Source organism: Bacillus sp. DB-2 (genome assembly GCF_003315125.1).
In the GTDB taxonomy this organism is placed as follows: Bacteria; Bacillota; Bacilli; order Bacillales; family Bacillaceae_G; genus Bacillus_A; species Bacillus_A mycoides.
This window is the reverse complement of record NZ_QNRN01000002.1, coordinates 343,164-357,138: the sequence shown is the minus strand read 5'-3', so window position 1 is coordinate 357,138 and position 13,975 is coordinate 343,164. Positions and strand designations below refer to the sequence as shown.

14 protein-coding genes are annotated in these 13,975 nt (G+C 37.5%); 11 read left to right on the top strand and 3 right to left on the bottom strand.

Annotated features, from left to right (window positions below):
* Positions 1-4 precede the first annotated feature (4 nt).
* Positions 5-769 carry a DUF817 domain-containing protein gene (locus DET63_RS04790; RefSeq protein WP_113936018.1) on the bottom strand — a complete coding sequence of 255 codons (765 nt, stop codon included), beginning with the start codon at positions 767-769 and terminating at the stop codon, positions 5-7.
* A gap of 276 nt (positions 770-1,045) precedes the next feature.
* Here DET63_RS04790 and DET63_RS04785 point away from each other — a divergent pair, with 276 nt between their 5' ends.
* From DET63_RS04785 to DET63_RS04765, 5 genes are all read left to right on the top strand, one after another.
* Entirely contained in the window at positions 1,046-2,080 is a 1,035-nt protein-coding gene (locus tag DET63_RS04785; RefSeq protein WP_113936017.1) for a FecCD family ABC transporter permease, read from the top strand.
* Positions 2,081-3,097: a FecCD family ABC transporter permease gene (locus DET63_RS04780; RefSeq protein WP_113936016.1), complete on the top strand. Its 1,017-nt coding sequence runs from the start codon at positions 2,081-2,083 to the stop codon at positions 3,095-3,097.
* Positions 3,098-3,118: 21 nt separating this feature from the next.
* Complete coding sequence (locus tag DET63_RS04775) at positions 3,119-4,027, top strand: iron-hydroxamate ABC transporter substrate-binding protein (protein ID WP_113936015.1); 909 nt, start codon at positions 3,119-3,121, stop codon at positions 4,025-4,027.
* Between the two features lie 225 nt (positions 4,028-4,252).
* Positions 4,253-4,804 (top strand): GNAT family N-acetyltransferase, encoded by a 552-nt coding sequence (locus DET63_RS04770; protein ID WP_113936014.1) that lies wholly within the window; start codon positions 4,253-4,255, stop codon positions 4,802-4,804.
* A 98-nt stretch (positions 4,805-4,902) separates the two neighbouring features.
* Positions 4,903-5,130 (top strand): coiled-coil domain-containing protein, encoded by a 228-nt coding sequence (locus tag DET63_RS04765; RefSeq protein ID WP_002111012.1) that lies wholly within the window; start codon positions 4,903-4,905, stop codon positions 5,128-5,130.
* 71 nt (positions 5,131-5,201) lie between these two features.
* Here DET63_RS04765 and DET63_RS04760 read toward each other — a convergent pair whose 3' ends face one another.
* Positions 5,202-6,527, bottom strand: coding sequence for an ArsB/NhaD family transporter (locus DET63_RS04760; protein ID WP_002014220.1), 1,326 nt, complete (start codon positions 6,525-6,527; stop codon positions 5,202-5,204).
* 261 nt (positions 6,528-6,788) lie between these two features.
* Here DET63_RS04760 and DET63_RS04755 point away from each other — a divergent pair, with 261 nt between their 5' ends.
* Positions 6,789-7,139, top strand: a complete 351-nt coding sequence (locus DET63_RS04755; RefSeq protein ID WP_000407039.1) for a YojF family protein — start codon at positions 6,789-6,791, stop codon at positions 7,137-7,139.
* 15 nt (positions 7,140-7,154) lie between these two features.
* A complete protein-coding gene (bshB2, locus tag DET63_RS04750; RefSeq protein WP_000439465.1) occupies positions 7,155-7,817 on the top strand; it encodes a bacillithiol biosynthesis deacetylase BshB2 in 663 nt (220 codons plus the stop codon).
* A 69-nt stretch (positions 7,818-7,886) separates the two neighbouring features.
* Here bshB2 and DET63_RS04745 read toward each other — a convergent pair whose 3' ends face one another.
* Positions 7,887-9,119, bottom strand: a complete 1,233-nt coding sequence (locus tag DET63_RS04745) for a MerR family transcriptional regulator (RefSeq protein ID WP_002142594.1) — start codon at positions 9,117-9,119, stop codon at positions 7,887-7,889.
* A gap of 186 nt (positions 9,120-9,305) precedes the next feature.
* Here DET63_RS04745 and DET63_RS04740 point away from each other — a divergent pair, with 186 nt between their 5' ends.
* The 4 genes from DET63_RS04740 to DET63_RS04725 are packed head-to-tail and all read left to right on the top strand — an operon-like array spanning position 9,306 to position 13,868.
* A complete protein-coding gene (locus tag DET63_RS04740) occupies positions 9,306-10,592 on the top strand; it encodes an NAD(P)/FAD-dependent oxidoreductase (protein ID WP_002033464.1) in 1,287 nt (428 codons plus the stop codon).
* 13 nt (positions 10,593-10,605) lie between these two features.
* Positions 10,606-12,078 (top strand): aldehyde dehydrogenase family protein, encoded by a 1,473-nt coding sequence (locus tag DET63_RS04735; RefSeq protein WP_113936013.1) that lies wholly within the window; start codon positions 10,606-10,608, stop codon positions 12,076-12,078.
* A gap of 45 nt (positions 12,079-12,123) precedes the next feature.
* A complete protein-coding gene (locus DET63_RS04730) occupies positions 12,124-13,542 on the top strand; it encodes an MATE family efflux transporter (protein ID WP_113936012.1) in 1,419 nt (472 codons plus the stop codon).
* Positions 13,543-13,586: 44 nt separating this feature from the next.
* A complete protein-coding gene (locus DET63_RS04725; protein WP_033729945.1) occupies positions 13,587-13,868 on the top strand; it encodes a cupin domain-containing protein in 282 nt (93 codons plus the stop codon).
* Positions 13,869-13,975 lie beyond the last annotated feature (107 nt).

Here is a 13,975-nt window from a genome sequence, read left to right as displayed (position 1 = left end):
AGCATTATCTTTTCGACTGCTTCAAATGTTTGAGTTGTGTAACAATCATAATGCTAATAACAACGAGTAAAAACCATGAGCTAATTTTGCTTAGGTGAACGAGATTCCATGTTTCCCGTTGATTTGGATATTGCCATGCTCCGAAGAAGGTAGCGATGTTTTCTGCAATCCAAATAAAGAATCCGATAAGGAAAAATGAGAGTACGAGCGGCATTTTATATGTAACGCCTCGTAATGAAAATTCCACAAATGTGCGAAAGAAAACAATGAATAAAATTAAAGTTAATACCCATCTAAAGTCATATAGAAAATGATGTGTAAAAAAATTAAAGTAAATCATTGCTCCTAGAGGTATTGCAAAAATAGCTTTCGGCCAATGATGCATTTGTAAATGCAATCTTCTCCACGCTTGGCATATGTAACTTGCGACACTCGCATACATAAAACCGCTGTAAAGCGGAACTCCGAAAACTTTTGAATACGCCTCTTCAGGATAACTCCATGAACCGAAATGTACTTTATATATTTCTAGTAAAAGGCCGATGAGGTGGAAGACAGTAATTACTTTTAGTTCGTCTTTCGTTTCAAGACCAGTCTTGTACATAATCCACTGCATAAGAAGACATACGATGAGTATGAAATCATATCGGTACAGCCCTGGAATCGAAATGATTTTTGAAAGAGCAAGTGTTAAAAAAATAACGACAGGGAACAAACAGGATAATGCTTGTTCATAAGTAAAATAGAGTAGTTGTTTTACATAAAACATGTTTTCACCTTCAGGGTTTTTATTTGAAAAATCAAAATAATAACTTAGTATATTACAAATTTGAAAATAAAACAGTACATCATTTTGCATGTATTTGGAAGTTTTAGAAGGGAATTGTAATAAGTGTTTTGATAGTTTAACAAAGTAAAAAAATAGTTTGCTATTTAAAAAAAGTGGGGATATAATATCTAAATGAAAATGATAATTATTATCAATAATGATTATAAATAAAAAATAATTATAAAAAAGAACTGAATATAAAGGATGAAATGAAACATGTTACATAAATCTACTGTACATGCTGGCAATAATCGCTGGATACATATTAAGTTCGTATGTTTCATGAGCTTAACAATTTTATGTTTAATCGGATCTATATTTTTAGCTATTGCATTCGGGGCAAAGGATATTCATTTGCAAACGGTGTGGGCAGCGGTTTTTGATTATAATCCGAAATTAACACAGCATCAAATTATTTATGAATTAAGGCTCCCAAGGGTAATTGGCGCAGCAGTTGTAGGAGCTGCTTTTGCAGTCGCTGGAGCTGTTATGCAAGGGGTAACACGAAATCCTTTAGCTGATGCAGGTGTACTTGGAATAAATGCAGGTGCGATGTTTGTAGTAGCACTTAGCTTTGCTTTTTTCCCGCATATGCCGTATTCCTATTTAATGATTGTCTCCTTTATTGGAGCAGTTTTAAGTACAGTACTCATTTTTATTATTGGATCAGCAACATCAGGCGGGCTAACGCCGATGAGGTTAACGATTGCAGGGGCGGTTATGGCCGCGCTTTTACATTCGTTAAGTTCAGGTGTCGCGATTTATTATGACTTAAGCCAAGATTTAGCGTTTTGGTATGCTGGTGGTGTTGCGGGGGTTAAGTGGGAACACTTGAAATTTTTAGTGCCTATTATTCTCATAACAATTGTTTTTGCGACAGCGCTAGGGCGATCTATTTCACTCATATCGATGGGGGATGATGTCGCTACAAATTTAGGTGTAAAAACGAACCGAACGAGAATACTTGGGATGATTATGGTAGTGATTCTAGCAGGTGTTTCTGTTTCAGCTGTTGGTTCCATTGGATTTGTAGGACTAGTCATTCCGCACATTGCTAGAAAATTAGTAGGTGTTAATTATCGACTAATTATTCCTATGTCAGCATTATTAGGAGCTATGTTATTAGTTTTAGCTGATTTAGGGGCAAGAACAGTAAATCCTCCTAAAGAACTTGCGATAGGGATTATGGTAGCTCTTGTTGGAGTTCCGTTCTTCCTCTATATAGCACGTAAAGTTGGGAGTGAGCTATAAGTGAAGAATCTTTTTAACAAGGATAAAAAGAAGGCTATTACTGTAACTACAATTTTCGGATGTATAAGTATCGCTGTAATTTTGATTAGCTTAAATACGGGGACGCTGAGCATCGCACCGCTCAAAGTAATTCAAACGCTTTTTGGCTATGGTGATTTTGAGAGTGCAACCGTGCTATACGATTATCGTATGCCAAGAATTATAATCACAATGTTAGCAGGTATTGGCCTTGGAGTTTCCGGTGCGATTTTGCAAGGGCTATCTCGTAATGCACTAGCAGATCCCGGTATTCTTGGATTACATTCGGGTGCTTCTTTCGGGCTTATTGTATTTGTTACTTTCTTTCATTCTATTAATGAGAGTGCATCGATTTTAATACCGTTATTTACATTTGGCGGAGGAGTGCTAGCTGCATTTCTTATTGTTTTGCTTGCGAGTGATCGGTCAAAAGGTTTACTTCCCATTAGACTTATTCTTGTTGGTATTGCAGTTTCAGCTGGTTTTAGTGCACTTTCGTTATTTTTCTCGCTCAAGTTAAATGATGAGACGTATACATTCGCTTCTAGGTGGTTAGTTGGTAACGTGTGGGGAAGAGATTGGATTCATGTCCTAGCATTATTACCTTGGATTTTGATACTAACTCCGTACGCATGGCTGAAATCCAAAACGTTAAATGCACTGTCACTAGGTGATAGTGTAGCAGCAGGACTTGGTGTATCTGTTCAAAAAGAACGGTTACTGCTTTTAGCTACAGCGGTAGGATTGTCTTGTGCAAGTGTATCAATGGCAGGGGGAATTGGCTTTATCGGCTTAGTTTCTCCGCATATCGCAAGAAAGTTAGTAGGTAGTACATATCAACATTTTCTTCCGTTAGCTGGCATAATTGGAATGATTATTTTAGTACTCGCGGATACGATAGGGCGATCTTTATTTGAGCCAAACTCTATTCCAGCTGGCGTAGTAGTAGCGGCTTTAGGTGCACCATATTTTCTTTATTTACTTACAAAAACAAAATAAATACTTCAAAGAGGAGAACATATGAAAAAGAAACTTACTATTTTATTTAGCATTATGTTTATTTTAGTATTATCAGCATGTGGTCAAACGAAATCTAGTGAAGAGGCAACTAAAAAAACTGAAAAAAGTAATGATCCAAAAATTGCTTCTATGTCTATTCATTTAACGAATAACTTACTTGCATTAGGAATTACACCGGTAGGTTCTGTAATTGGTGGAGATTTAAAAGATTTCTTACCTCACGTGAAAGAACAGTTGAAAGATACGAAGAAACTTGGCGTTGTAACAGATCCGAATATGGAAGCATTACTACAATTAAAGCCATCTGAAATTTATGTGGATGAAAAATATGCTGGCAAAGATTTAGCGAAATACGAAAAAATTGCAAAAACACATTCTTTTAATTTAGATGAAGGTACGTGGAGAGATCATTTAAAAGAAGTTGGTAAGCTTGTAAACCGTGAGAAAGAAGTAGATAAATATATTCAAGATTATGAAGAGCAATCAAAACGAGTAAAAAGTTTAATAGATAAAGAGCTAGGTAATAATGAGAAAGTAATGGCAATTCGCGTTACTGCAAAAGAATTACGTGTATTTAGTACGAAAAGACCGATGGGACCAATTTTATTCCAAGACTTAGGATTACAACCTGCAAATGGTGTAGAGAAAATTGATGGAAACCGTCCTTTCGAAGTAATTTCACAAGAAGTATTACCTGACTTTGATGCGGATGCTATTTTCGTTGTCGTAAACAGAGACGATAAAGCAAAAGCAGCATTTAAACAACTTCAAGAAACACCAATTTGGAAAGACTTAAAAGCTGTTAAAGGCAAGCACGTATACATTATCAATGACCAACCATGGCTTGACTATTCTGCTTTAGGAAACAAAATGGCAATGGATGAAGCGGAGAAAATGTTTACGAAATAATACAGTTTTACTATTAGGAAAGGCCCTCTAAATTTGGAGGGCCTTTTTATTGTTGTTATTGTTAGAATAAATGAAAAATTATACAATGAAGTTAATTCAATGCAAGGGAGATGTGCCAATGTCAGCGCTTATTGTGAGTATCCCGTTAATACAACAGTTCAAAGGACAAGGGGATAATAGGCCAGAATAATTGTCCCCGCTATTTTAAAAAAAGGGGAGTTTTAGATGACAATGAATCTTTTTCAAAATAAAACTATTAAATTATCAGCTATTAGAGAAACAGATGCTAAAGTAATGGCTATGTGGCAAGAGGATAGTGAGTATTTGAGAAATGTAGATACAGACTTAGCATTCCCGCAATCGTTACATGAAATAGCGAGTGATGGGCTATTAAAGGGACGAAGATCGAATAGTGTTTCTTTCATGTTAAGAACAGTTCAAGATGATCGCTTAATTGGTTTTGTTGCAATTCACGGCATAGAGTGGAATAACAGAACAGGTCTATTAGCAATTGGTATAGGAGAGGCAAATGATAGAGGAAAAGGGTTTGGGAGAGAAGCAGTGCATCTTATTTTAAAGTATGCGTTCTATGAAATGAATCTACACCGCGTCGGTCTCGATGTTATTTCTTATAATAAAGCAGCCATTGTACTATATAAAAAGATGGGATTTCAGATGGAAGGGTGTATGAGAGAAGCGGTTCAAAGGGATGGGAAGTGTTTTGATCGTATGATTATGGGGATATTGCGTGATGAATGGATGGAGCTGCAAGATTAAAAGTACATTCCATATTATATATGTAGTATGCAGGAGATATAACAATAATTGGCGAAATTTCACAGTGAACTGATTGAATTTATAAGGAGTTATGCAAAATGAACTTAGAAAAAAGTAAGCCAGTAAACGAAGAGGTCGCTGAATTAAAAGAACTAATTAAAGAATTGCACGGAAGTGTGCATCAACTTCAAAGTGAAGTGCAGCAACTAAGGCACGAAAGACCGGTTGTTGAAGTGAGAAAAGGTGTTCAATTATCACCGGCAATCATCGGGCAAATTGGTGGTATGATTTTAGGTGGATTAGCAATTATAGGTATATTTTGGTGATGGAAAAAGGTATGCGGCGTAGTGCTGCATACCTTTTTTGTTTGAAGATATAATTTCATATAATACAGCTTTTACATTAAATAACGTAAATATATATAAGCATGTGATAACAATAGAGCAATGATCGTTAAGGGGAAACCGATTTTTAAGAAGTCCATATAAGAGAACCCATGTCCTTCACGTTTTGCAATACCAGCAACGACTACGTTTGCTGATGCTCCAATTAATGTTCCGTTGCCTCCTAGGCAAGCTCCAAGTGATAACGCCCACCATAGTACTTCAATTTGCGGAGAATCGACAGATAGTCCGAGTCCTGTAGCTAAATCTTGAATAAGTGGAATCATCGTTGCGACAAATGGGATGTTATCAATTGTCGCAGATGCGATGCCAGATACCCATAAGATAAGTATAGCAGCGAAACCGATATCGCCATTTGTTACGTCGAGTACTTCTTTTGCGAGTGAAGAAATAAGTCCGATATCAATTAATCCGCCAACGAGAACGAATAGTCCGGCGAAGAAGAAAATTGTTACCCATTCAACGTGGGCAAATACATCTTCAATATCATGTTCTTTCACACCGATTAACATAAGAAGTGTAGCACCTGTCATCGCAATAACGGCAGCGTCTACATGAATAATAGAATGAAGTACAAAGCCTAAAATAGTTAGTCCTAAAATCGTAATGGATTTTAAAAGGAGGCTCTGATCTTTAATATAATCTTTTTCATTTAATGCCATTAGCTTTTCGATTTGCTCAGGTGTTGTTTTTAGTTTGTTGCGATACATGAAGTAAATAATGCCAAGTGTAACGATAGAAATAATGATTACGATTGGAGCTAAGTTTAGTAAAAAGGCATTAAAGTCTAAATGTTTATTAGCTGATCCAATCATAATGTTCGGCGGGTCACCAATTAATGTTGCTGTTCCGCCTATATTTGAAAATAGTACTTCTGAAATTAAATAAGGAACAGGATTTACTTTTAAAATACGTGTAATGGATAGTGTAACAGGTACGATTAATAATACGGTTGTTACGTTGTCCAAAAATGCAGAACCGACAGCAGTTAATAGGGATAGTAATAATAAAATGCGGATTGGTTTTCCGCCAGCTGCTTTTGCTGCTTTTATGGCTACAAATTCAAATACGCCTGATTGACTCGTAATATGTACGAGAATCATCATCCCAATTAAAAGGGTAATCGTTTCCCATTGAATATGCGATGTGAAAGCAGTATGTAAATCTACAATTCCAAAAATAATCATAATAGCAGCACCGAATAGTGCGATTACAGCACGATTCAATTTCTCAGAAATAATAAAACCGTACGTGACTAAAAATACGGCAATTGTAAAATAATATTGCCAATTTGCTACTTCATGTGCTGATTGTTCCAATCATGTCACCTTCTTTAAAGTATGTATTCAATTGTCGAAATGTATCTCGCTGTATTAATACGGGATAAAATATATTGTAGCAAATTCAAAAAAGAAAGAAAACTATTTAACAAAGTGAAGGAAAAAACATCAATTCTACATATGATATAAAAAAAAAAAAAAAACAGTGCAAATTATTAGGAAAAGTGAGCGTTGTCCTCTAATATAGAGATAGCAATTTACATTATTTTTGCGTAAAATGGTTTAAAGAGGTGAATTCCGATGGAAATAGTAAAAGATAGTTCTCTTATTCAAAATGAAATTGAACGTTTTGTAAATAAAGATGTATATATTCATTTAGAAACGACGAATGGAGCGTATGCGTCACACTTTAATGAAAAGATGATGACAGTAGGAGCATTCATTCGAAATGCAATTATTCGCTTTGAGCGTGGGAAAATAACTGGAACAAACCCATACCGAGTTGGTTTGAAAATGGATCATGGCTGGGTATATGCAGAAGGCATTACGCACTGGGAAGTAGACGATAAAGAGCGTTTATTACTAGCAGGGCATGATAACCAAGGCCGCTTAGCGGTAGCGCTTGAGCTAAGCTTAACGCCATTTAAGTAAGAAGGAGGGAAACTTATGGAGAGACATGTACTTGTTGTATTTCCGCATCCAGATGATGAAGCATTTGCTGCGGGAGGAACAATTCGCTTATTAACAGATCAAGGAGTACCTGTAACGTACGCATGTGGTACTCTTGGACAAATGGGACGTAACATGGGGAAAAACGTATTCGCTAACCGTGAAACGATTCCAAATATACGTGAAAAAGAATTAAAAGATGCATGTGAAGCGATGGGGATTCAAGATTTAAGAATGCTCGGTTTCCATGATAAAACGTTAGAATTTGAAGATGTTGATTTTGTTGCCGATAAAATCGAAGCGATTATTCAAGAAGTAAATCCATCTCGAATTATTACATTTTATCCAGAACACGGCGTACATCCGGATCATGATGCATTTGGCCGCGCTGTAGTTCGCGCTGTATCACGTATGCCAAAAGAAGAACGTCCAGCCATTCATGCGGTTGCGATTACAAGAAATCGCGAAGCAGTACTCGGTGAACCGGATGTTGTAAATAATATTAGTGAAGTATTTGAACATAAATTAGCTGCACTAGGCGCGCATCGTTCACAAACGGAAGCGATGCTAGAAGAAACGCATGCAAAAATAAAAAACAAAGATGCAGCAACATTAAAATGGCTGCAACTTGAACAGTTTTGGACTTATAAATGGGAGTAGGCTAGAAGGGTACCTTCTAGTAGCTCTTACATAGAAAAAGCGCCGTCACTTGTGATGGCGCTTTTTGTGCTATTGTTTCGTATTAGCCAAATACATGAGCATGTGGAATTTTTCGTCTCTTACATGATAATCGAAATAAGGTCCTGGATCTGTACAGTAACCGATATTTTCATTTTGCATAATTTGAAATCCGTTAACTGATAAATTTTCTTCTAAGTATTTTGGATGTAAAATATGCTCATGGGAATTTGGATATAAGGCTGAAATATTTTTCAAGGATTTGGCCGAGTTATCATAATACGAGTATCCACCGACAATTGTTGAACTGTTATGTAAATAGTTTTTTAGAACATGACTTGGGAACTCTGGGTTGAGCAGTGAAAAATCAGTTATTGTAAAACTATCCACAAAAACATCGATGCTAAGCGGTTTCAATGGTAGATTTAAATCTGAATTCAAAATATAAAGGACGCGTGGCTTCGGATTCATACGCTCAATTCTATTTCTCACCTTCTTGAGCATTGCAAGCGAATAGCCACTGAATACATAGTTTGCGCTTGGTTCAAGAACATCGATATATTTGGGTAGTGATACAAAAGCATCAACGTTTGTTTCCACAATTAATTTGTTTTTCAAATCTATATTTTGTAGAACTTTTTGAAATCGAAAATTACTTTTTTCAAATAAGTTAATCATTTTGGGATTGATCTCTTTAATCGTTTCTTTATCGTAAAAATAAGATGGATAAGGAGACGTCTCGTACAAGTTCGCGGTAATGATAATACCCTCCTCGATAGCTGCTTCGTATCCACAGCTACAAGTTAAACTCCCCGTGTGAATGTAGACTTTTTTAATCGTTACATCTTTCATTTCAAGTGGAATGCGGCATTTTGGACAATAGAGAAAATTTACAAAGTCAAGCGGGATTCCTGTAATACTTTCTTCTTTGGATGAAGGCGAGCTAGTTTGAACCGCTTTTTCAATCAATTGGATAGCTTTTGATATGTCTTCTTTTTTCTTGGTTAGCTCGTCCTTTTTATCAATGAGCGAGTTGTTGTAGTAGTCGATATCCTCATGGTCCGAGAAGTTTGTGACACGCCGATATGATAAAATTCGTTGGATTTCTATCAATGAAAAATGAAATTTTTTCAGCTCAGTAATAAAAGTCATGTCGTCGAAACACAATTGGTTCATCTGATACTGAGTGTTTTTTTTGTCTGGTATTAATAATCCTAGTTCAATGTAATAACGAACGGTATCAGTCGTAACATGAAAAAGCTTCGCAAATGTACCAATTTTCATAGATGTACCCCCAATGAAAAAAGTGGAGTTACTCCACTTTTTTCGCAAAATGAATTCAAAAAACCCTCAAATAGCTATTGACTTGGAGGAAACACCAAGTCATATTATTAACTCAATAAGTTTGAATATTAAGAATATTTTTGACTGTATTGTAACATACATGTCACGAAAGGAGAAGGATTAGCTATGGATAAGATGGATCATATGGATACACTCTCACTATGGACAGCGACTGCAAACAGATATGACAAAGGAAAACCTCTTGAAGGAAATGAAGAGGCGGATGTTGTCATTATTGGCGCAGGTTTCACAGGTCTTTCTTCTGCATATCATTTGCAAAAGTTAGGGAAGAGTGTCATTGTCCTTGAGCAGGAAACAATCGGATATGGCGCAAGCGGTCGCAACGGCGGGATGGTATTGCCAGGCTATAAGTCAACGATGCAGGAGCTTGCCAAGAAGTATGGTGCTGAAGAGGCGAGGCAGCTTAACGATCTTTCTCTGCTTAGTGTTGAATTAGTTAAAAACATTATTGACGAGCATCAAATCAACTGTAACTTCAGAAAGACAGGTCACATTGTGGCGGCTTACAAAGCCAAGCATTTTGAAGGGTTGAAACTTGAAAGCGAATACTTAAACAAAAATTTTGGATATGAATGTAGCGTGCTTAATCGAAGTCAGTTGCATCAAGAAATTGATTCCCCGCAATATTATGGTTGCTTAGTCGACGACTCGAGTTACTCGTTCCAACCACTGAACTATGCAATTGGTTTGGGAGAAGCAGCTAAATCGATCGGTGCAAAAATCTTTGAGCATTCGAAAGCACTATCTATTGAGTACGGCCGAAATAGTGTGAAAGTTATTACAGAAAAAGGTACTGTTACAGCGAAAGACATTATTGTGGCTACAGATGGTTACTCCGGAAAAATTATGGCTGAATTGAATAAAGGCGTACTGCCAATTTCGGCACGTATTATTGGTACTGAACAGCTGCCAGAATCACTAGTGAATAGCGTCATTCCTAAAGATCGCATGGTTTTTGATACAAGCAGTTTCCTTTACTATTTCAGGCGTACACCAGATAATCGGATCATATTTGGCGGTGGCGATATTCGTCCAAACTTAGGTGATGCTGTTTATCAAAATGTTTACGATGCCATGGTTAAAATAATGCCAAAACTAGAAGGAAGCAAGATTGATTACAGGTGGGGTGGATTTATCGGGGTTACAATTGATACGTTCCCTGTTATCGGTAGATCCAAAGAAGGCGCATATTTTGCAACGGGTTATACGGGACATGGCGCGTCTCTCTCGACATTGTTTGGTAAGTTATTGGCACAATGGATCGTTACGGGGAGTGCAGGTGGATATCGATTTGAAAAAGAACGCCTTAAATCATTCCCATTCTATAATCAGAAAACGATGCTGGTCAATATAGCGCATATTGGTTTCAAACTGGTAGATATTATCGCGTAAAGGAGAGGTGTTTATGAAAATTAACATGTTCATTGACGGGAAATGGGTAGAAGCATTATCCGGTGCTAGACGAAATATTATCAATCCAGCAACCGGAGAGGTTATCGCAACGTCTGCTCATGGATCGGCGGATGATGCGAAGATAGCAATCACGGCAGCACGTAAAGCGTTTGACAGCGGAATCTGGTCGGATTTATCGGCTGATGAAAGAGCTAACTATCTATATAAGATTGCAGACCGTCTTGAAGAGAAGACAGCTGAAATTGCCCGTTTGGAAACTGCAAATAACGGTAAGGTTATCCGTGCAACAACCTATGTAGATATTCCTGTATCGATTCAATGCTTCCGCTATTATGCTGACTTGATTAAAGGTATGAAAAAGGAATCTTACACTCGTGATGATGCTTCAGAAACGATTATTATTCATGAACCGATTGGTGTTTGTGGACTTATTGTACCTTGGAATTTCCCGCTTATGTTAGCTGTTTGGCAAATTGCTCCTGCACTTGCCGCAGGAAATACAATTGTAATTAAGCCTGCTGACGTCACTCCTGTAAGCGTATACAAATTATTTGAAATTATTGAAGAGGTTGGACTTCCAGACGGAGTGGCAAACTTAGTATTGGGACCTGGCTCAAAGGTTGGGAATGAGCTTGCAGAGAGCCATGATGTTGACAAAGTAGCCTTTACCGGTGGAACAAAAACAGGTCAAAGTATTATGCGCGCAGCTGCGGGCAATATGAAAAAAATCACACTTGAACTGGGTGGGAAATCTCCACTTATTGTGTTCGACGATGTGGATTTTGAAATCGCAGTCGATAATGCGATGTTTGGTATTTTCCACAATGCTGGGCAAGTTTGTTCAGCTGCATCTCGTTTGCTTGTACAAGAGACTATTTACGATAAGTTTGTTGAAAGATTGGCCGAGCGTGCGAACAAAATTGTAGTTGGCAACGGGGAAAGTGAGAACATTGAAATGGGAGCTCTCACAAATGAGTCTCATATGAATGAAGTTTTACATTATATTCAGAGAGGAATCGAAGAAGGTGCAAAATTAGTTTGCGGTGGTAAGCGCTTAACAGAAAATGGGCTTGATCGAGGATTTTTCATTGCACCAACCATCTTCGCTGATGTAAATGAGAATATGTGTATTGTTAAGGAAGAGATTTTTGGTCCAGTTCTTGTTGTACAGAAATTTAAAGATGAGGAAGATGCCATCCAAAAAGCGAATGATTCCATTTATGGATTAGCCGGTGCTGTATTTACTGAAGATATGGACCGAGCAAAACGTGTCATTAGTAAATTACGTGCGGGAATTACTTGGATTAATAGTTATCATCTCGCTTATGTTGAAGGCCCTTGGGGAGGGTATAAGCAAAGTGGCATCGGCAGAGCGTTAGGTGTTGCCGGACTGGAGTACTTTATGGAAACGAAGCAAATCAATATCCACCAGCATGCAAATCCGGTAGGGTGGTATGCGAATTAATTGAGCTTAACTTGCTATATAAATTATTTGTAAGGGGATATGCTCATGAAAATAGTGGACAACGGTCCGTCATCGAAAATAGAGAAACGAGAAGTAGTGAATAAACCGATAGATGATTCAGTGCTGGGAACCAAGAGTATTCCGTTACTATATTTACGGTTTGCTTTGGCAGGAATTATGGCTAACGTAATTCTAGGAGTTGTATCGGTTATCGATGGCTATTTCGTCAGTGGCTTTCAGGAGCTGGAAATCGAAGGGATCGGAATTGGATTTACGGTCATGGTTATTACCCGTATGATTGGTGTTCTTTTAGGTGTGGGAGCCGGAGCGGTCATTTCACTTCGACTGGGGAAAGGGAAAATCGAAGAAGCTAGAAGTATTATGGGACAAACTTTATGGTTTACTCTTTTCCTGTCTTCTTTGTTAGCTATACTTGGGTTGGCCTTTGAAAATGATATTATGATTTTATTTGGAGCAAGTGATGAAGCACTTCCGTATGCGGTGCAATATAGCCGACTGCTATGGATTTCGTTGCCATTAACGATATTGGCCGTTGTATTAAGTATTTTAACTAATATCGATGAAAAGCCTATATTATCAATGAACAGTTGGTTAGTCGCAGCGGTTGTTGCTGGGACTATGGAATGGATTATGGTAGTGAAGTATGACATGGGGATGATGGGTTCTTCATGGGCTAATACGATTTCGCAATCGATTCCTGTTCTCCTAATCTTTTATTTCTGGTTTGGTAAAACAAAACTTAAGCCAAAAATGAAAGATATGATGATTAATTTCAAGAAGATTGGTGAAGTAGTTTGGACCGGCTTTGCATCTTTCTCGAGTCAGTTCATGATGTTTATTGCAATTATTTTCACCAACAACTTACTGCAAAGCTACGGTGGTGGTCTACACGTTGCAGCTTTCACGATTCAAAACGGTTACATTACAAATCTCCTCGCCTTAGCAGCGCTCGGTGGGATGACAGGGCTTCAACCGATTATTAGTTATAATTACGGTGCGGGCAACCTTGATCGTGTGAAACAAGCAATTAAGATGGGACTCATTTTTACAGTTTCCTTCTTTGTAATCGTGACAGCCATACTAGTCATTTTTGCAGATCCAATTGTGTCATTTTTTTCCGGTGGTAATCCTGAATTGCAGAAATTGGGCATTTGGACGACAGTTATATTCAATTGTTTGTTTACGCTTAGTGCAGTTAGCCTGCTTATCTCTGGTTATTTCGAATCACAAGAGAGAAACTGGTCCGCAACGTTTATTAGTGTAAGTAAAATATTGCTGTTCATGTTACCGTTTCTATTTATTTTCCCAAAATTCTGGGGTGTAGAAGGTGTATGGTACGCTGCTCCTGCTGCAGAAATTCCAGGTGTTCTCATTGCCATATACTTTATGAAAAAAGAGTTTAAACGTTTAAAAAATACAAATGTTAAGACAGTAGATTTATAGACTTATTCCTTCAAAATTACCAATAAGAAAGAGAGAGGATTGTCATGTTTTTTGCGAAAAAACTTACAGCAGAAGAAGCAGAGCAACTAGGTGCCAACGCATGGGAACCGTGGGTAGGCGAACCGAATAAAGGAACGTGGCATGTAGAAGAGCAGGAAGTTTTCTATGTGACAGATGGTGAAGTGTTTATTACTGTTGATGGAGAAAAGTATCATATTACAAAGGACTGGATCGTTTCCTTGGCTAAGGACCTTGTTTGTGAATGGGATTGCCCAGTATTTTTGAAAAAGAATTATAAGATGAACCATGAGATCCATCTGAAATAATGTGAAAATGTTGAAGAAATGTATGTAAATAAGTTTACATACCGTCAAATGAATGCGCTTTCTTTTTAGGGGCGATAACATAAGACGGTTATCTTAAAATAGGAGGC